At 73.3% G+C, this 17848-nt stretch carries 16 protein-coding genes; 1 reads left to right on the top strand and 15 read right to left on the bottom strand.

The genetic code is table 11. The features are described from left to right. Positions 1-6 precede the first annotated feature (6 nt). From Apa02nite_RS29880 to Apa02nite_RS29820, 13 genes are all read right to left on the bottom strand, one after another. The gene (locus Apa02nite_RS29880; protein WP_203828038.1) at positions 7-768 is read right to left on the bottom strand and encodes a sulfite exporter TauE/SafE family protein; all 762 of its coding nucleotides are present in this window, start codon (positions 766-768) and stop codon (positions 7-9) included. Continuing rightward, positions 755-2296, bottom strand: a complete 1542-nt coding sequence (locus Apa02nite_RS29875; RefSeq protein WP_203827986.1) for a gamma-glutamyltransferase — start codon at positions 2294-2296, stop codon at positions 755-757. Before Apa02nite_RS29875 ends, Apa02nite_RS29880 begins: the two co-directional genes overlap by 14 nt. Beyond that, entirely contained in the window at positions 2296-2931 is a 636-nt protein-coding gene (locus Apa02nite_RS29870) for a cyclase family protein (protein WP_203827985.1), read from the bottom strand. Before Apa02nite_RS29870 ends, Apa02nite_RS29875 begins: the two co-directional genes overlap by 1 nt. Before the next feature lie 11 nt (positions 2932-2942). After that, on the bottom strand, positions 2943-3719 hold the full coding sequence (locus tag Apa02nite_RS29865; protein ID WP_203827984.1) for a creatininase family protein: 777 nt from the start codon (positions 3717-3719) through the stop codon (positions 2943-2945). 19 nt (positions 3720-3738) lie between these two features. Beyond that, entirely contained in the window at positions 3739-4176 is a 438-nt protein-coding gene (locus tag Apa02nite_RS29860) for a cytidine/deoxycytidylate deaminase family protein (RefSeq protein ID WP_203827983.1), read from the bottom strand. Further along, positions 4173-4937: an amidohydrolase family protein gene (locus tag Apa02nite_RS29855; RefSeq protein ID WP_203827982.1), complete on the bottom strand. Its 765-nt coding sequence runs from the start codon at positions 4935-4937 to the stop codon at positions 4173-4175. The genes Apa02nite_RS29860 and Apa02nite_RS29855 overlap by 4 nt, the downstream gene beginning before the upstream one ends. Continuing rightward, entirely contained in the window at positions 4934-5911 is a 978-nt protein-coding gene (locus Apa02nite_RS29850) for an ABC transporter ATP-binding protein (RefSeq protein ID WP_203827981.1), read from the bottom strand. The genes Apa02nite_RS29855 and Apa02nite_RS29850 overlap by 4 nt, the downstream gene beginning before the upstream one ends. Next, on the bottom strand, positions 5908-6930 hold the full coding sequence (locus Apa02nite_RS29845; RefSeq protein ID WP_203827980.1) for an ABC transporter ATP-binding protein: 1023 nt from the start codon (positions 6928-6930) through the stop codon (positions 5908-5910). Before Apa02nite_RS29845 ends, Apa02nite_RS29850 begins: the two co-directional genes overlap by 4 nt. Beyond that, positions 6927-7598, bottom strand: coding sequence for an alpha/beta fold hydrolase (locus Apa02nite_RS29840; protein WP_203827979.1), 672 nt, complete (start codon positions 7596-7598; stop codon positions 6927-6929). Before Apa02nite_RS29840 ends, Apa02nite_RS29845 begins: the two co-directional genes overlap by 4 nt. A 4-nt stretch (positions 7599-7602) precedes the next feature. Further along, positions 7603-8640 carry an ABC transporter permease gene (locus tag Apa02nite_RS29835; RefSeq protein WP_203827978.1) on the bottom strand — a complete coding sequence of 346 codons (1038 nt, stop codon included), beginning with the start codon at positions 8638-8640 and terminating at the stop codon, positions 7603-7605. Further along, positions 8637-9500: an ABC transporter permease gene (locus Apa02nite_RS29830; protein ID WP_203827977.1), complete on the bottom strand. Its 864-nt coding sequence runs from the start codon at positions 9498-9500 to the stop codon at positions 8637-8639. Before Apa02nite_RS29830 ends, Apa02nite_RS29835 begins: the two co-directional genes overlap by 4 nt. After that, the gene (locus tag Apa02nite_RS29825; protein ID WP_239164669.1) at positions 9493-11124 is read right to left on the bottom strand and encodes an ABC transporter substrate-binding protein; all 1632 of its coding nucleotides are present in this window, start codon (positions 11122-11124) and stop codon (positions 9493-9495) included. Before Apa02nite_RS29825 ends, Apa02nite_RS29830 begins: the two co-directional genes overlap by 8 nt. A 141-nt stretch (positions 11125-11265) precedes the next feature. After that, complete coding sequence (locus Apa02nite_RS29820) at positions 11266-13206, bottom strand: primary-amine oxidase (protein WP_203827975.1); 1941 nt, start codon at positions 13204-13206, stop codon at positions 11266-11268. A 150-nt stretch (positions 13207-13356) separates the two neighbouring features. Between Apa02nite_RS29820 and Apa02nite_RS29815 the strand changes: the two genes are divergently transcribed. After that, positions 13357-14046, top strand: a complete 690-nt coding sequence (locus Apa02nite_RS29815; RefSeq protein WP_203827974.1) for a GntR family transcriptional regulator — start codon at positions 13357-13359, stop codon at positions 14044-14046. Between the two features lie 16 nt (positions 14047-14062). Here the strand turns inward: Apa02nite_RS29815 and Apa02nite_RS29810 are convergent, their stop codons facing one another. Both Apa02nite_RS29810 and Apa02nite_RS29805 read right to left on the bottom strand, forming a co-directional pair. After that, a complete protein-coding gene (locus Apa02nite_RS29810) occupies positions 14063-16360 on the bottom strand; it encodes an FAD-dependent oxidoreductase (protein WP_203827973.1) in 2298 nt (765 codons plus the stop codon). A gap of 53 nt (positions 16361-16413) precedes the next feature. Next, positions 16414-17838, bottom strand: a complete 1425-nt coding sequence (locus tag Apa02nite_RS29805) for an aldehyde dehydrogenase family protein (RefSeq protein WP_203827972.1) — start codon at positions 17836-17838, stop codon at positions 16414-16416. Positions 17839-17848: the final 10 nt, after the last annotated feature.

The raw sequence follows: 17848 nt of genomic DNA, 5'->3' as shown, positions 1-17848 counted from the left end.
ATGGGGTCAGAGGGCGCGGACGAGCAGCACCGTGCCCACGGTCAGGCCGAAAGCGACGATCACCGCGCGGAGTGCAGCGGCCGGGAGCCGGCGCGCGACCCGGGCGCCCAGGTAACCGCCGACGATCGTGGCCGGGGCGATCACCGCGACCGCCGCCCAGTTCACCGGTCCGAAGATGCTGTAGACCGCGATGGTGACCACCCCGATCAGGGCGGAGAGCAGGTTCTTCAGCGCGCTCACCCGGGCCAGCGTCTCGTCGAGCACCAGGGCCAGCCCGGCGACGAGCAGCACGCCGAGGGCCGCGTTGAAGTAGCCGCCGTAGAGCGCGCAGAGGAACACCGCGGTGTGCAGCATGATCGTCGCCCGGCGCGGGCTCACCTGCTGCGGGTGGCCGACCAGGGCGCGCAGCCGGGTCTGGCCGGCCAGGGTCAGCGCCGCGCCGATCACCAGGAACGGCACCACGAGGTCGAACACCCGGCGGGGCGTGTTGAGCAGCAGCAGGCACCCGCCGAGCGCGCCGAGCAGCGCGGTCGGGATCACCCGCAGGATCCGCCGGCCCTGACCGATCAGGTCGGCGCGGCTGCCGAGCACACTGGCGCCGTAGCCGGGGGCGACCGCGAGCGCGTTGCTCACGTTCGCCGCGACCGGCGGCATGCCGATCGCCAGCATGGCCGGGAAGGTCAGCAGCGAGCCACCACCGGCGATCGCGTTCACCGTCCCCGCGCCCAGCCCCGCCACCAGCAACAGGACCGCCTCAGCCAGGGTCACCGCGTCCCACTCTCCCATCAAGATCATTTTTTGGTACGAGGGAAGCCGGCCGGGGTCCCTGGACGAGCAGGGCGGCCGAGCCGTCGGCGCGCGGGTCGCTGGCCGCCGTCAGCACGCCACCGCTGAGCCGGGCCACCTGGACGTGCCCGGCGTCGTCGTGCAGCCCCCGGGTCGTCTCGGCCAGCAGGCCCAGCCCGGCGGCCGTGGACGCCAGCTCGTACGCCGCCGGGGTGCCCGGCTCCAGCAGCAGCGTCGGCACCTCCCGGTCGATCTCCCGGGCCCCGATGATCCACCGTGGCCGGGCCAGCACCCCGGCCAGGTCCGCCGAGGTGAGCACGTCCCCGGCGACCTGCGCCAGGATCCACGGCTGGGACCGGCCGCCCTGGCAGCCGAGCGCCACCACGGTGTCGCCGGTGACGGCGAGCACCGGGCAGAGCGTGTGCGGCGGCCGGGCGCCCGGCGCGAGCCGCCCGGGGTGCGCCGGGTCGAGGCTGAACGACGAGCCCCGGTTGTGCAGCACGATGCCGGTGCCCGGCTCCAGCAGCCCCGAGCCGAAGCTCTGGAAGACGCTCTGGATCAGGGTCACCGCGGTGCCGTCCGCGTCGACGGCGGTGACCGCCACGGTGTCCCCTGCCGGTTTCGGCCCGGTGCCGGCGGCGCCCGGTGCCGGGGTGCGCAGCAGCAGGCCGTCGACGTCGACCGGCCCGATCCGCGGGTCGCCGAGCAGCGTGTCCCGGGCGATCTGGGCGCGGCGCGCGTCGGTCAGCAGCGCCGGCGAGCCGTTGATCGCCAGGAAGGTGGCGCCCTGCACCGGGGGCGGGGCGGCGTACCAGGTCGCCCCGCCGGCCGCCTGCACCAGCGGCGCGGTCAGTTCGGCGCCGTGCGCCCGGAAGTCGGCGGTGGTCAGCGGGCTGCCCAGCGCGGTGAGCCCGGCGACCAGGCGGGCGGCGAGCGCTCCGGTGTAGAACGAGCGCCAGTTCGCGGCGAGCTCGTCGAGGGTGGCGGCGAGCGCCGGCTGCACCAGCCGGGTGACCGGCTCGCCGGCCTCGTCGAGCAGCAGCGCGCGCAGCCCGGGGTCGGCCCGGATGTCGTCGAGCCGGACCCGGACGGCCCGGCGCAGGCCGGGACTGACCGGCACACCACCGGCCGCCAGCGCGCGGGCCGGGGCGAGCAGCTCGGCCAGGGGCAGCCGGGCGCCGAGCCCGGCGAGCGTCGCCCACCCGGCGACCACCCCCGGCACGGTCACCGTCTGCGGCCCGCCGAACGGCATCCGGGGCCCGGCGGCCCGCAGCGCGCCGACGTCGACGGCGGTGGCGGCCGCGCCGATGGAGAGCACCGCGCGGGGCTCGCCACCGGCCGGGCGCACGACGGCGACCAGGTCACCGCCGATCGAGCACTGGTGCGGGTACGCCACGGTCAGCGCCGCGGCGGCCGCGATCACCGCGTCCAGCGCATTGCCGCCGGCCGCGACCACGTCACGGGCCGCGTCGACGGCCGCCGGGTGCGGCGCGGCGACGGCGACGGCCATCAGGCGTCCCGCTCGATCAGGATGGCGCGGGCGAAGGAGCCGTCCGCGCCGACCAGCTTGGTGGGCAGGCAGACGAGCTCGTACGTGCCGCCGGGCACGCCGTCCAGATCCGCGTTCTCCAGGATGATCAGCCCGGCGCCGAGCAGCACGTGGTGGGCGTCCCAGGTCTCGGTGCGGGTGTGGCTCTCGATGGTCAGGTAGTCGATGCCGATCAGCGCGACGCCCTCGGTGATCAACCACTGGGCCGCCTCGGGGGACAGCCCGACCCAGCTCGGCGCGCGTTCGGTGGCCTTCAGCGGGCCGGCCGAGTTGGACGTCTTGAGCAGCACCCGCCGCTGCCCGGACACCCCGGCGGCTTCCAGGTCGGCGACGCCGATGTCGCCGGTCACCGCGGTCAGGTCGGCGACCAGGGCCGGGCCGACCAGCGCGTGCAGGTCGAGCTGGTCGACCGGGGTGGCGCCGTCGACGAAGTGGGCCGGCGCGTCCACGTGGGTGCCGGTGTGTGCGCCGAGCCGCCAGCGGGTCACGTTCGAGGCGTCGCCGTTGGCCAGCGACTCGACGACCTCCACCTCCGGTTTGCGGCCCCAGTGCAGCATCTCCGGATGGATCGGCAGCGTGATGTCGAAGATCTTCATGGGTACGCCTTTCACTCGGGGCGGTGCGCGGCGGAGGGCCAGGGCTCGTGGACGGCGGCGGCGACGGCCTGCGCGGTGGTGCGCACGCAGCGCTCGAACTCGGACTTGCCGTGCCCGGCGTCGGCCTCGGCGACGTCGCGGCCCCACACGCCGGTCTCGCTGACCTGGTCCATCCGGTAGTCCCAGAACGAGTCGACGTCCACGTGCGAGGTGACCTGGTCCATCCGGACCAGGTCGGGGCGCAGGTGCAGCATCACCGAGGTCTCGAAGAAGTTGGCGTGCATCAGCCCGCGGCCGAACTGCACCCGGCCGTTGACCTCGGGGCCGGGGTACATGGTGACGTAGCCGATCGCCCGGATCCGGGAGTCCCGGTGGCGCACCCGGAGCTTCTCGGCCGACACGTCGAGCGCGCCGTTGTTCCAGATGTGCCCGTTGAGCAGCACGAACTGGCGTACCCCGGAGGCGTGCAGCGAGTCGATGACGTCCTCCATCATCGCGATCAGGGTCTCCGGGCGCAGCGCGACGGTGCCGGCGAAGTCGCCGTGCGAGGCCGAGACGCCGTAGCTCAGCGGCGGGACGACCGGCACGCCGGTGAGCGCCGAGACCTCCTCGGCGACCGCCTGGCAGATCACCGTGTCCACGTTGAGCGGCAGGTGCGGGCCGTGCTGTTCGATCGCGCCGACCGGGATGATCACCGCGTCGGTGCGCTGCGCGGTCCGCCCGGCCTCGGGCCAGGTCAGTTCCTCCCAGCGGACCGGCCGGCCGTTGCCACCGAGTTGCTCGTTCACGTCGCCTCCACGCAGATTGTCACCAGACCCGCCGCGACTTCGCCGGCAGCAGGTCGAGGGCCGGCACGGCGATGACCTCGCCAGTGTCCGGTTCGGTCAGCCAGATCGTCGCGGCCGGGCTGTAGTCACTGATCAGTTCCCGGCACACCCCGCACGGCGCGATGACCCGGAAGGTGCCGGCCGGCTTGATCTGCACCGACACCACACTTGTCACCTCGCCCAGCGGCACGCCGGCGGCCCGGGCGGCGCCGAGCGCCACCCCCTCCGCGCAGACCGAGCTGCGCCGGCACGACCCCTCGACGTGCACGCCGACGTGCAGGCTGCCGTCCGCGGCGCGCAGGGCGGTGGCCACCTCGTGCCGCCCGGGCACCCCGGCCGCGTCCAGCACCGCCTCGGCGCGCCGCAGCAGCGCGACGTCGCCGGCCGGCATGCCCGCCGGCGCGGTCACCGCGATCACGCCGGCAGCCCGAGGATCCGGGCCATGTTGCCGCCCTCGACCAGCGCCCGGTCCGCCTCGTCCGGCACCGCCTTGGCGATCTTGAAGCGTTCCAGGTCGAAGTCCGAGCCGGGCCATTCGCTGCCGAGCAGGATCTGTCGCGGGCCGAGCCGGGCGTAGGCGCGCCGCACGTCGCTCATCAGCGTCGCCGAGGTCTCCAGGTAGATGTGCGGGTTGCGCTCGGCCACGATGATCGCCTCGGGGACGTTCCAGACCGCGCCCATGTGCGCGATGATCGTCGGCACCTCGGGGAAGCCCTTGGCGATCTCCTCGATCGCCAGCGGCGCGCAGAACGCGTCGTCCAACGCGTTGATCAGCACCGGCAGGCCCAGCTCGGCGCACGTGGCGAAGACCGGGTCGAGCAGACCGTGGTCGGCGACGTGGTAGCCGTGCAGGCTGGGGTGCAGCTTGAGCCCGGCCAGGCCCAGGTCCTTGATCCGCCGGATCTCGTCGAGGGCGTCGTCGGCCTGCGGCATCACCTGGCCGAAGCCGAACAGCCGGTCCGGGTGCGCCCTGACCAGCCCGGCGATGAAGTCGTTCTCGATGCGCTGGGCGAGCGAGCAGACCATCGCCAGGTCCACCCCGGCGGCGTCCATCCGGTCCAGGATCCGCTTCGGGTCGAACGGCGTGTACGGCGGCGCCGCCTGCCCGGGCCGCGCCCCGGTCAGGTAGTCCGAGCGGCCCCGGACGTCCTGGGTGGTGTTGTACGCGTCGATGATCATGCGGGGCCCTTCACGGGGAGCAGGGGAAAGTGGCACCGGACCTGGCGACCGGCGGCCACCTCGGTCAGGGCCGGAGCCTCGGTACGGCAGCGGTCGACCGCGTACCGGCACCGGGTGTGGAACGTGCACCCGGCCGGCGGGGCGGCCGGGTCGGGCAGGTCGCCGGTGAGCTCGATGCGCTCGCGGCGTGGCTGCCGCGACAGCGTGGGGACGCTGGACAGCAGCGCCTCGCCGTACGGGTGGGCCGGCCCGGCGAAGAAGTCGTCGCGGGACGCGATCTCGATGATCTCGCCCAGGTACATGACCGCGATCCGGTCCGCGATGTGCCGTACCACGCCCAGGTCGTGCGAGATGAACAGCATGGTCAGCCCGCGCTCGCGGATCAGGTCGGCGAGCAGGTTGATCACCTGGGCCTGGATCGACACGTCGAGCGCGGAGACCGGCTCGTCGGCGACCACGAACGTCGGCGCCGGGGCGAGTGCGCGGGCGATGCCGATCCGCTGGCGCTGGCCGCCGGAGAACTCGTGCGGCCGCCGGGTGCCCGCTTCCCGGCCGAGTCCGACCTGGTCGAGCAGGTCGTCGACGATCCGGCGGGCCTCCGGGCGCGGGGTACGCCGGGCGCGCAGCAGCGGCTCGGCGACGATGTCGGCGACCGTACGGCGCGGGTTCAGCGACCCGAACGGGTCCTGGAACACCATCTGCAGCTCGGCGCGGGTCTGCCGGAAGTGCGCGCCGCGCAGCGTGGTGATGTCCGCGCCGAGGTAGCGGATGGTGCCGCCGGTCGGCTCGGTGACCCGCACGGTGGCCCGGCCGAGCGTGGACTTGCCGCAGCCGGACTCGCCGACCAGCCCGAGCGTCTCGCCCTGGTAGATGGTCAGGTCGACGTCGCGGACCGCGCGGACCCGGCGGCCGCCCGAGCCGCCGAAGTCGACACGCAACTTCTCCAGCTCGATCAGCGGGGTGGGCAGTTTCATGGTGCGAGCACCTCCAGGGCGCCGCGGGCGCGGGTGCGGGCCGCGTCGTCGAGCACGCAGCGGTCCACGTGCGCGGTCCCGCCGTACCGTCGCCGCAGCGGCGGCATCTCGGCGCGGCAGGCGTCGTGGGCGAACGGACATCGCGGGGCGAAGGCGCAGCCGGCCGGGCGGGCCACGCCGGTGAGCGGGTTGCCGGCGATCGCCGGCAACCGGGCCACGGCCGGCCCGTCGACCCGGGGGACCGAGCTGAGCAGGCCCATCGTGTACGGGTGCTGCGGGTCGAACAGCACCTCGTCGCGGGTGCCCTGCTCGATGATGCGCCCGGCGTACATGACCGCGACCCGGTCGGCGACCTCGGCCACCACCCCCAGGTCGTGGGTGATCAGCACGATCGCCGTCCCGTGTTCCGACTGCAGCTTGGTGAGCAGGCGCAGCACCTGCGCCTGGATGGTGACGTCGAGCGCGGTGGTGGGTTCGTCGGCGATCAGCACGGCCGGGTCGTTGGCCAGCCCGATCGCGATCATCACGCGTTGCCGCATGCCGCCGGAGAGCTGGTGCGGGTAGGCCCGGGCGGCCTGCGCCGGGCCGGCGATGCCGACCTCGCCGAGCAGTTCCTCGGCGCGCCGCCCGGCCTGCCCGCGGGTCACCTTGCGGTGCGCCCGGATCATCTCGGCGACCTGGTCGCCGATCCGCTGGGTGGGGTTGAGCGCGGCGAGCGAGTCCTGGAAGACCACCGCGATGTCCTTGCCGCGCACCCCGCGCAGCTCCCGTTCCCCGGCGGTGACCAGGTCACGGCCGTGGAAGAGCACCTCGCCGCCGATGTGCGCGCCCGGGCCCCGGTTGAGCCCGACCAGGCTCATCGACAGCGCGGACTTGCCCGAGCCGGACTCGCCGACCAGGGCCAGGATCTCCCCGCGGCGCAGGCTCAGGTCGACCCCGGCGACCGCGGGCAGCCGCCCGGCCGGCACGTCGAACCCGACGGTCAGCCCGCGGATCTCCAGCAGCGTCTCGCCGCTCACAACGCGTCCAGGGCTTGCACGATCGCTGCCAGCACGTCGGCGGGCCGGACCCGGGGGGTGAAGTGGCTGCCCGGCACCTCGCTGGTGACCGCGCCGGCCCGGGCGGCCATGTCGCGCTGGATGACCGTCGGCAGGGTCTTGTCCTCGGCGGCGACCAGGTACCAGGTGGGCTTGGTGCGCCAGGCCGGGATCCCGGTCGGCTGGCTGAAGATCCGGTTGTCGCTCGGCCGGGACTCGGCGTCCCAGATGCCGCGCTGGTCGACCGGCACGTCCCAGCCGATCTCGGCCCAATAGTCGGCGGTGTGCTCGGAGGCCCACTCGCCGTCCGGGCCGCGGCGCATGTACTTGGCCACCTCGGCCGGCGGGTAGCGCTCCACGATGCCGTTGACGCTCTCACCCTCGTCGGGGGCGAACGCCGCGACGTAGACCAGGCCCCGTACCGCGGCGGAGCGGCCCACGTTGGTGATCACCGCACCGCCGTAGGAGTGCCCGACCAGCAGCACCGGGGCGCCGATCGCCTCGACCACGGCGAGGGTGTGCGCGACGTCGTCGGTCAGCGACGTCATCGGATTGGTGATCAGGGTGTGCGGGCGGTCGCCGAGCAGCGGGACCAGCTCCGACCAGGTGGTGGGTGTGCCGCCGGCGCCGTGGACGAGGACGATGTGCATGGGGTCAGGCCTTCCGCAGACGGGGGTCGAGTGCCAGGTAGAGCAGGTCCACGACGACGTTGACCAGGGTGAACAGCAGCGCGATGGCGAGCGCGGCGCCCTGCACGATCGGGTAGTCGCGCTGCAGGATCCCGTTGACCAGCAGGTTGCCGACGCCGGGATAGGAGAACACCGTCTCGGTGACCACCGAGCCGCCCAGCAACGAGCCGAACTGCAGGCCGAGCACGGTGACGATCGGCAGCGACGAGTTGCGCAGCACGTGCCGGCGCAGGATCGCGCCGGGGGACAGGCCCTTCATCCGGGCGGTGCGCACGAAGTCGTCGCCGAGTACCTCGAGCACCGAGGCCCGCACGATCCGGGTGATGAACCCGGCCATCGACAGCGCCAGCGTGGTGGCCGGCATGATCAGGTGCTGCAGCCAGGGCCAGATCAGCTCGGGCCGGTCCTGCAGGATCGCGTCGAGCAGGACGAAGTTGGTCAGCGGGTGGTAGTCGAGGGCGTTCGGCAGCCGGCCGATCACCGGCAGCCAGCGCAGCCAGACGCCGAAGACCACGATGCCGAGCACACCGAGCGCGAACCAGGGCAGCGAGAAGCTGACCGTGCCGATCGCCCGGGTGGCGGTGTCGATCCAGGTGCCGCGGCGCAGCGCGGCCAGGATGCCGGTGAGCATGCCGATCAGCACCGCGATCAGCATCGCCGCCACGGTCAGCTCGATGGTGGCCGGCAGCGCGTCGCCGAGCAGGCCGGTGATGTCGTTGCCGCCGTAGAAGGAGCTGCCCAGGTCGAGGTGGACCACGTCGCCGAGGAACGTCGCATACTGCTCGGGCAGCGGCTTGTCCAACCCGAGCGCGGCGTTGATCTTCGCGGTGTTCGCGGTGATGTCGGCGGCGCTGCTCGTGCCGGAGCTGCCGCCGGCGGCCAGCCCGGTGGCCGGCGAGCCGGGCAGCGTCCGGACCGCGACGAAGACCATCGTGCTCAGCGCCAGCAGCACCAGGGGTACGGCGGCCAGGCGCTTGACGACCAGCCACCACGTGCCTGTCATCGGGTCCCCTTCGGGTCGAGCGCGTCGCGCAGGTCGTCGCCGACGAAGTTGCAGGCCACCACGAAGATCAGCGTGGCCGCGGCGGGCAGCACCACCAGGCGCGGCGCCCGGTAGAGGAACTCCTGACCGGCCTGCACCATGTAGCCCCAGTCCGGTGTCGGCGGCTGGATGCCCAGCCCGAGGTAGGAGAGCCCGGCGGCGAACCCGGCCGCGATCGACAGGGTCATCACCACCTGGGCCAGCATCGGCCCGGCCATGTTCGGCAGCACCTCCTGCACGAGGATGCGGGGCGCCCGGGTGCCGCCGAGCCGGGCGGCCAGCACGTAGTCGCGGCCGGCCTCGCGGGCGGCCAGCGCCCGGGCCAGCCGGGCCAGGCCGGGGGCGAGCGCGGTGCCGATCCCGGTGACCAGGCTGCCGACGCCGGGACTCCAGGCCGAGACGATCAGGATGATCAGCAGCATCGACGGGAACGCCAGGGCCAGGTCCATCAGGCGCATCAGCACCCATTCGACCTTGCCGCCGGCGTACCCGGCGATCATGCCGATCCCGACGCCGAGCAGCGCGGCCAGCCCGGTGGACAGGAACGCGACCAGCAGCAGCGGCCGGGCGCCGTGCACCATCCGGGCCAGCTCGTCGCGGCCCAGGTCGTCGGTGCCGAGCAGGTGCCCGGACGCGCCGAGCGGCAGCAGCGCGTCGGCGGTGTTGCGGGTCGGGTCCGCCGTCACCAGCAGCGGACCGGCGATCGCGACGAGCACGAACAGCGCCACCACGATCCACGAGCCGGCGGCGAGGGGCCCGCGCCCGAGCCTCCGCGCCGCCAGGGCGCCGCGGAGGCCGGACGTGGTGGTCGATTCAGACACTCGCGTTTTCCACGTAGCAGCGGTGGTTGCCCAGGGCCTTCCAGTTCATGTCTTTCACGTCGGTGCCGCTGACCACCGGGTTGGAGGCGCAGACCAGCATCGAGAGCGTCATGTACTTGTCGGCCCAGGCGCGCTGGATCTCGCTGTAGCGGGCCTTGCGGGCGGTGGCGTCGGCGATGTTCTTCGCCTCGAACAGCATGTCGGCGTAGGCCGCCGAGCCGTCCAGGGTGTTGAAGCCGCTCATGAACTCGCCGTAGACGCCGGACGGCTTGGCCAGCGAACCGATCATGTCGTCGGCGTCAGGGTAGTAGCCGTTGCGTTCCCAGATCATCAGGTCGTGGAATTTGTCGCCGGCGTCGAAGAGCCGGTTGAAGTAGGCGGCCGGGTCCACCGAGTCGGTCTCCACCTTGAGGCCGATGTCGGTGAGGTTCTGCGTGATCAGCTGCGCGGCCTTCGGGTGCCAGCTGTCGCTGGCGGCCATCAGGCGTACGGTCCGGCCGGTCGCGCCGGCCTCCTGGATGAGCCGCTTGGCCTCGGCGACGTCGGTCTTGGACAGGTCGGCGAGGCTCGCGTCGTACGCGTCCTGGTTCGGCGGGATCGTGTAGCCGTCGGGCAGCACCGCCGCGCCGAAGAACGCCTGGGTGATCAGAGCCTGCCGGTCGATCGCCAGGTTGATGGCCTTGCGCACGGCCAGCTCCGGGATGCGCCGGACGTCCATCATGATGAACGCGTCGAAGCTCTTCGGGGTGTCGTAGACGGTGACCGACGTGTCGCCCTTGAGCTGCTCCAGCGCCGAGTACGGGGTGAACTGGGTCGCCGAGATGTCACCGGACAGCAGCGAGCTGACGATCGTCGACGGGTCGGTGACCTGCTGCAGCACCAGCCGGTCGATCGGCGGCTTGCCGAGCCGGAACGCGTCGAACGCCTCCAGGGTGACGTTCTGCCCGGCGGTGGCCGAGGCGAACTTGAACGGGCCGGTGCCGACCAGGTTCTTGCCGATGCCGGCGCCGTACTTCTCCAGGGCGGCCTTGGAGATGATCCGCCCGCCGATGTCGGAGAGCCGGCCGAGCAGGGTGCGGTCCGGCTTCTTGAGCTTGAAGACCACGGTGGCGGCGTCCGGGGCGGTGAGCGCGGCGAGGTTGTCGCCGATGCCCTTGAGCGGCCGGGAGGAGCCCTTGGGCAGGGTCTTGTCCGCGTCGTTGAACTGCCGGTTCAGGCTGGCGAGCACGTCGGCGGAGGTGAACGCGGTGCCGTCGTGGAAGGTGACGCCCTGGCGCAGCGTGAACGTGTAGACCAGCTGGTCGTCGGAGACCGTCCAGCTCTCGGCCAGGTCGGCGGTGGGCTCGTTGGTCTCGAAGGAGATGAAGGTCAGTCCGCGGCACACGCAGTCGACGACCATCCAGTCGCCGAGGGTGGTGTAGAACGCCGGGTCGTTGACCGCGCTGGTGCCGTCGATGGCGAGGGTCAGGGTGCCGCCGCTGCGGGCGGTGTCACTGCTCGAGTCGTTCTTCTCGGCGGCGATGCCGCAGGCGGCGAGCAGGCCGGTGAAGCCGGCGCCCATGCCGAGGATCGAGGCGCCGCGCAGCAGGGTGCGGCGGGAGACTGCCTGGTTGCCGATTTCCATGAGGAGCACTCCGGGGGGTGTATTAAAGTCTGCCTATTTGGGATTTCATTCAACCGGGATTGGATCCAATACTGACCGCTGCTCGTCGCGGCCGTGTGTCCCGAATGTGAACGGATCTTTACGGGACCCGCTGTGGCCGGGCTAGGAGCAGCAGGTGCTGCCCGCGCCCCGGGCCGCGGCCGGGTCGGGGATGTCCAGCGCCGGGTTCCGGTCGAAGAACCCGTCCGGGGTGAGCACCAGGTGGATCGCCTCCACCGGCATGACCGGCCACTGCTCCGGGCGGGGCAGGTGGTGCACGCCCAGCACCGGCCAGACCACCAGCGGCACACCGTCGATCGAGCGCTCCTGACGCTGCCAGACGTGCACGCCGTCCTCGCCCGGCTCGGCGTGGTTCGGGTACTGCCCGCCGATGAAGTTCTCGTCCCCGGCGTACGGGGTGGCCCAGACGTGCTGGTGGATGAACGGGGCGCGGCGCGACATCACCGACTCCGGGAGCCCGAAGCTGCGGGTGGTGTCCGGGATGTCCAGGCGGTAGGCGGTCGGGTCGCCGTACCGGTTGGTCCGGTCGGCGCTCTCGATCCGCCAGTGCCGGGCGGTGCCGGGGTCGTTGCGCTGGCCGGTCTCGGTGGTCAGCGGCTCGCGGACGTAGCGCACCGCGTTGCCGTACGGGTTCAGCGCCGGGTCCGGCTCGGCCTCGGCGTGCTCCTCGACCAGCCGGTTGCGGGCGCCGTCGATCGCGGTGTCCAGCCGGATGCCGAAGTAGTGCTGGTGGATCGGGGTCTGCACGTGCTCGGCGACGATCCGGCCGTACGGTGCCTCGGCGCCGGCCTCGATGCCGGACGCGGACATGATGCCGGTCAGCTTCACCTCCAGCTCGATCCGGCCGTCCTGGTGCAGCGTCCAGTAGAACCCGTAGTCGTAGTTCGCCACGGTCTGGAAGTTCGAGATGATCAGCCGGCGGGACCGGCGCACCTCGTTGACCCCGCGGCGCAGGTCGTTGTGCTTCCAGAGGATGCTGGCGTCCTCCTCGTGCATGCAGATCGCGTTGCCGATGGTGACCGGCTCGCCGTACCCGCCCAGGTGCACGCCGTCGAAGTAGTGGATGACGCCGAGGCAGTCGCAGCCCAGGCTCAGCGAGTTGGTCAGCGGGCCGGCGCCGTACTCGCCCCAGTCGAAGAAGTTCTTCCGGTACTGGGTGGAGTTGGCGTCCAGGTACGGCACGTACATCTCGTTGCAGGCCGCCCGCTTGAGCACCGACCGGCCGAGGAACTCCAGGTCGTAGAGGACCAGGCCCTCGCGGTGGGTGAAGCCGACCCGGAACGTCCAGCCCTGCCAGCTGACCTGCCAGCCGTCGACGGTGAAGCTCGGGCCCTCCGGCTGCACCACGTCCAGCGGCTTGAGCCCGGCGCGGTCCGGGCCGAACGCGCCGGTGCTCAGCGGGCCGGCCTCCGCCGAGACCGGGATGACGCCGTGGTCCTCGACCTCCAGGACCTCCATGGTGTGCATGTCGATGATCGGGACCACGCCCTGCACCGGGCGGGCGTAGCCGTTGTCGTCCTCGGTGGTGCGGTGCCAGACGGTGCCCCAGGTGACCCGCCGGTCGCGGTACTTCTCCTCGAAGCCGCCCATCGACTCCGCGTCGATCATGACGAGCGAGACGTCGTGGATGCCGCGCCTGGCCAGCGCCGCGCGGAACGCCGGGCTCTCCCGGCAGGCCTGTGCCGCGGCGCGGGCCTCGTCGGAGGTGATGCCGGGCCGGCGCGGGTCGAGCGGGCGCCAACCGGTGCACGCCGCGGTCTCGCCGGTGATCAGGGTGTCGATCTCCCAGGCGGCGCCGCCGCCGGCGGTCATCGCGACCAGCCCGATCCGCACCCCGGTGGCCTCTCCGGCGACGACCCGGCGGGCGTGCGCCTCGTCCAGGGTGGCGCCCCAGAAGCGGGTGCGCTCGCCGAGCCGGCCATCGGCGCGGGCGGCGCCGACCGCGAGCGCGATCTCGGCGGTGGTGGGCGGGTCCAGCGGGTGCGTCCGGACGGCCCGGGCGGCGGATCCGTCGTCGGTGGGGGCGGTGTGGCACGCGCTCATCGGCGGCTCCTGTTCGTCAGGCGGTTAGGGATACCTTGCAAATCTTCTTGGATCCAATTTTGGGAAGCGTGGCTCCCATTTTGAGCGAAGGCCTTGCTATCGTGGCGGCGGTTCTCCCCATTCCCGCTCCCCGGATCGAACGAGGGCACTATGGACACCGCCAGCCCCGCCACCTCGAGCAGCGCGCTCGTCGACGAGACGGCCGCCGCCATCCGGGCCCGGATCATGTCCGGCGAGATCCCGATCGGCGCCCAGCTGCGGCAGGCCGAGCTGGCCAAGACCCTCGGGGTCAGCCGCACCCCGGTCCGCGAGGCGCTGCGCCAGCTGCAGACCGGCGGCCTGATCGAGGTGGTGCCCAACCGGGGCGCGGTGGTCCGGGTCCCGGCGCCCTGGGAGGTGCGCGAGGCGTACGAGGTCCGCGCCGAGCTGGAGGGCCTGGCCTGCGTGCGGGCGGTCCGCCGGATCACCCGCGACGGCCTCGGCGAGCTGCGCGCCACCAACGAGCTGCTGCGCCCCGGCGACGCCCCGCCGAACGCGGCCTCGCACGCGGCCAACGACCGCTTCCACACCCTGATCCACGAGATCGCCGGCAACGAGCGGCTGGCCCGGGTGATCCGGGAGATCAACGAGGCGTTCCCGCGCAACGTCTCCGCGCTGGTGCTGCAGGAGCACCCCCGCCACCGCGACGACAACTTCGCCGAGCACGAGCGCATCCTGGCCGCCCTGCAGACCGAGGACCCCGATCTGGTACGCCGGGAGATGCAGTCGCACGTGATCAGCGCGGGCGAGCAGCTGGCCCGCTGGTACGAGCGCCGTTCCGCCACCGTCTTCCGCGGCTGAGGTCGCGCCGGGGTGCTCATCCGAGCTCGCCCGGCGCGAGGAAGTCCAGGTCGGGGCGCTGCTTGCCGAGCGCCAGGTCGGCCAGGCCGGCGCCGATCGCCGGCCCGAACTTGAAACCGTGCCCGGAACACGCGGCGGCGACCAGCACCTGTGGCGTCTCCGGCAGCGCGCCCACCGCGAACCGGTTGCGCGGCGCCATCGTGTACCGGCACGCCACCGAGTCGACCACATCGCCGTCCGCGGTGGGCAGGAACCGGCGAGCCAGCGCCAGCAGCCGCGCCGCCTCGGCCGCGGTGACCGGGGTCTGCGGCCGGTCCGGATCGTCGGCCGGCCCGTGATCCAGTCCGATCTTCACGGCGTCGCCGCCGGCCGCCGGCAGGCCGTAGAGCAGGCCGGCCCCGGGCACCTCGACCGAGAACGGGCCGAGCGCGGGCGCCGACAGCGTGGCCGGGTCGGTGGCGCCGACGTGGATGTTGACGATCCGGACCACCTCGAGCAGCCCGGCCAGCCGCGGCACCAGCGCGCCGGTCCACGGCCCGGCCGCGATCACCAGGCGATCGGCGCGCAGCAGCCCGTCCGCGGTGTGCACCGTGACGCCCGCGCCGTCCGCGCTCCACCGCTCGACCCGCACGCCGGTCCGGCGGTCCACGCCGTGGGCCAGTCCCAGCTCCCGCAGCGCGCGCATCGCACCGGCCGCGTCGAGCACCCCGGCGGCCGGGTCGTAGACCGCGGTGAAGTCGTCGCCGAGCGCCAGCCCCGGGAAGATCGCGGCGGCCCGCGCGGCGGAGACCGTGACGCAGTCCGGTCCACGCAGTCCGGTCGAGCCGTCGGCGGCGGGGCGGGCGTAGAGGCCGCCGGTGGTGGTCAGCAGCGGCACGCCGGCCGCGGCGGACAGCTCGCCCCAGCCCAGGTAGGCCCGGTCCACCAGGTCGTCCCAGACCGGATTCGGGTACGCCCGGCGGATCATCCGCAGCCGGCCGTGTGACGAGCCCTCGGTGTGCCCGTCCGGGAACCGGTCCAGGTGGATCACGCCGGCGCCGCGCTGGGCCAGGTGCCAGGCCGTCGACGAGCCGTGCACGCCGGCGCCGACCACGATCACGTCGGCCCGGGCGGCCGAGCTGATCAGGGCGGGCGCGGTCCGGGCGCCGGTCGTCCTCCCGAGCGCGGTGACCAGGGCGTCCACGTCCGACTCGTCGTTGTAGACGTGCACCGACGCGCGGACCACCGCGTCCAGCCCGCGACGCTCCAGATCCCAGCGGCCGTGGCTGGCCGGCACCGCGACCAGGTGCACACCGGCGGCGCGCAGTCGCCGTACCGTCTCGACCGGCTTCTCGCCGTCGCGGACGAACGTGACGATCGCGCCGCCGCCCGCGGGCGGGTCGGTCAGTCGTACCCCGGGAAGGCCGGCCAGCGCGGCCCGCAGCCGATCGGCGAGCCCGGTGGTGTAGCGGCCGATCGCCTCGACCCCCAGGTCGAGAGTCTCGCGCAGGGCGGCACCCAGGCCCAGGCGCAGCGCGTGCGAGGTCTCCCAGGTCTCGAAGCGGCGCGCGCCGGGGGCCAGCTCGACCGCGTCGCCGTGCTGCCAGACCGCGCCGCGCACGTCCGGGTGCGGCGGGCTCATCAGCTCACGCATCCGCGGCGAGACGTAGAGCAGGCCGGTGCCGCGCGGGCCGCGCAGGAACTTGCGCCCGGTGCCGACCACGATGTCGCAGCCGATCGCCGTGGCGTCCAGCGGCAGCTGCCCGAGCGACTGGGTGGCGTCCAGCAGCAGCGGCACCCCGGCCGCCCGGGCCAGCGCGGCGATCTGCCCGACCGGCTCGATCAGGGCCGAGGAGGTGGGCACGTGCGCCACGGTGACCAGGGCGGCCGGCCGGCGCAGCGCGTCCGCCAGGGCGGTCAGGTCGACGGTGCCGTCCGCGGCGCAGGGCAGCACCTCGACCTCGATGCCCCGGGAGCGGCGCAGCTCGAGCAGGTGCAGGGCCGAGCTGACGTAGCTGGAGGCGGCGGCGAGGATCCGGTCGCCGGCCCGCAGCGGCAGCGCGTCGACGGCCCGGTGCCAGGCCACGGTGGCGCTCTCCACCAGGGCGATGTCGCCGGGTTCGGCGCCGATCAGGCGGGCGGCCAGGGCGTACACCTGCTCGGAGCGGTCCCGGGCGGCCTCGGCCGCTTCGTAACCGCCGATCCGGGCCTCGAGCCGCAGGTGGTCGATGACCGTGCCGAGCACGGTCTCGCTGGGCAGGGCGGCGCCGGCCGCGTTGAGGTGCCGGGCGTGCCGGGCGCCGGGGGTGGCGGCCCTGAGCTCGACCGGGTTCATCGTTTGGATGTCAAAATCATAAGATTGGATCCCATCGTACGAAGCGGAGCCGCTCACAGCGCGATCACCACTCCCTTGGACTCGCAGAACGACCGCAGCGCCTCGTCACCGAGATCGCGGCCGAGCCCGGAGTCGCCGACCCCGCCGAAGGCGAGCGCCGGGTCGAAGACGTTGTAGGTGTTCACCCAGACCGTGCCGGTGCGCAGCGCGGCGGCCATCCGGTGCGCCCGGGACAGGTCGCGGGTCCACACCCCGGCGGCCAGGCCGTAGCCGGTGTCGTTGGCGATCGCGACCGCCTCCGCCTCGTCCTCGAAGGCGATCACCCCGGCCACCGGCCCGAAGATCTCCTCCCGGGCGATCACCATGTCGTTGGTGACCCCGGTGAACAGCGTCGGCTCGACGAAGTAGCCCGGCCGGTCCGGCACGCCGCCGCCGGCCGCCACCGCCGCGCCGCCGGCCCGGCCCCGCTCGATGTAGGACAGCACGATCTGCCGTTGTTCCTCGGAGACCAGCGGCCCCACCGAGATCCCGCCGTCGAGCCCGTTGCCGACCGGCACCCTGCGGGTCGCCGCGGTCAGCCGCTCGACCATCTCGTCGTGGATCGACCGCTGCACCAGGATCCGGCTGCCGGCCGTGCACATCTGCCCGGAGTGCCCGAAGCTGGCCCGCATCGCGGTCGCGGTCGCCGCGTCCAGGTCGGCGTCGGCGAACACGATGTTCGGGCTCTTGCCGCCCAGCTCCAGGGTGATCCGCTTGGTGGTGGCCGCGGCCGACGCCATCACCCGCCGGCCCACCTCGGTGGAGCCGGTGAACGACACCTTCGCCACGCCCGGGTGGGCGACCAGCGCCGCGCCGGTGCGCCCGTCGCCGGTGAGCACGTTGAGCACCCCGGCGGGCAGCCCGGCCTGCTCGCACAGCGCGGCCAGCCGCAGCATGGTCAGCGGCGTCTGCTCGGCCGGCTTGACCACCACCGTGCACCCGGCCGCCAGCGCCGGTGCCAGCTTGTGCGCGGCCGTCATGATCGGGAAGTTCCAGGGCAGGATCAGCGCGGCCACCCCGACCGGTTCCAGCACGGTGTAGACGTGGTGCGCGCCGCCGTCGATCGGCACCACGGTGCCGGTCAGCCGGCCCGGAGCGCCGGCGAAGTGCCGGAAGTCGCGGGCCGCGAACGCGGTGTCGGCCCGGGACCGCTCGATCGGCTTGCCGTTGTCCCGGGTCTCCAGCACCGCCAGCTCCTCGAGGTGCTCCTCGATCAGGTCGGCGATCCGGGTCAGCACCCGGGTGCGGTCGATCGGCGCCAGCCCCGACCAGCGGCGGTCGGCGTGCGCGGCGGCGGCCGCGGCCACCGCCGCGTCCACGTCGGCTGGGGTGGCCTGGGCGATCTCGGTGATCAGGTCACCGCTGGCCGGGTCGAGCACGGCGATGGTCTCCCGGTCGCCGGGCTCGATCCACACACCGTTCACGAGGAAAGCCTTCATGACCGAAATA

The organism is Actinoplanes palleronii, assembly GCF_016862315.1.
GTDB lineage: Bacteria > Actinomycetota > Actinomycetes > Mycobacteriales > Micromonosporaceae > Actinoplanes > Actinoplanes palleronii.
The sequence above is the reverse complement of the archived record's forward strand: the minus strand, read 5'-3'. Positions and strand labels throughout refer to the sequence as shown.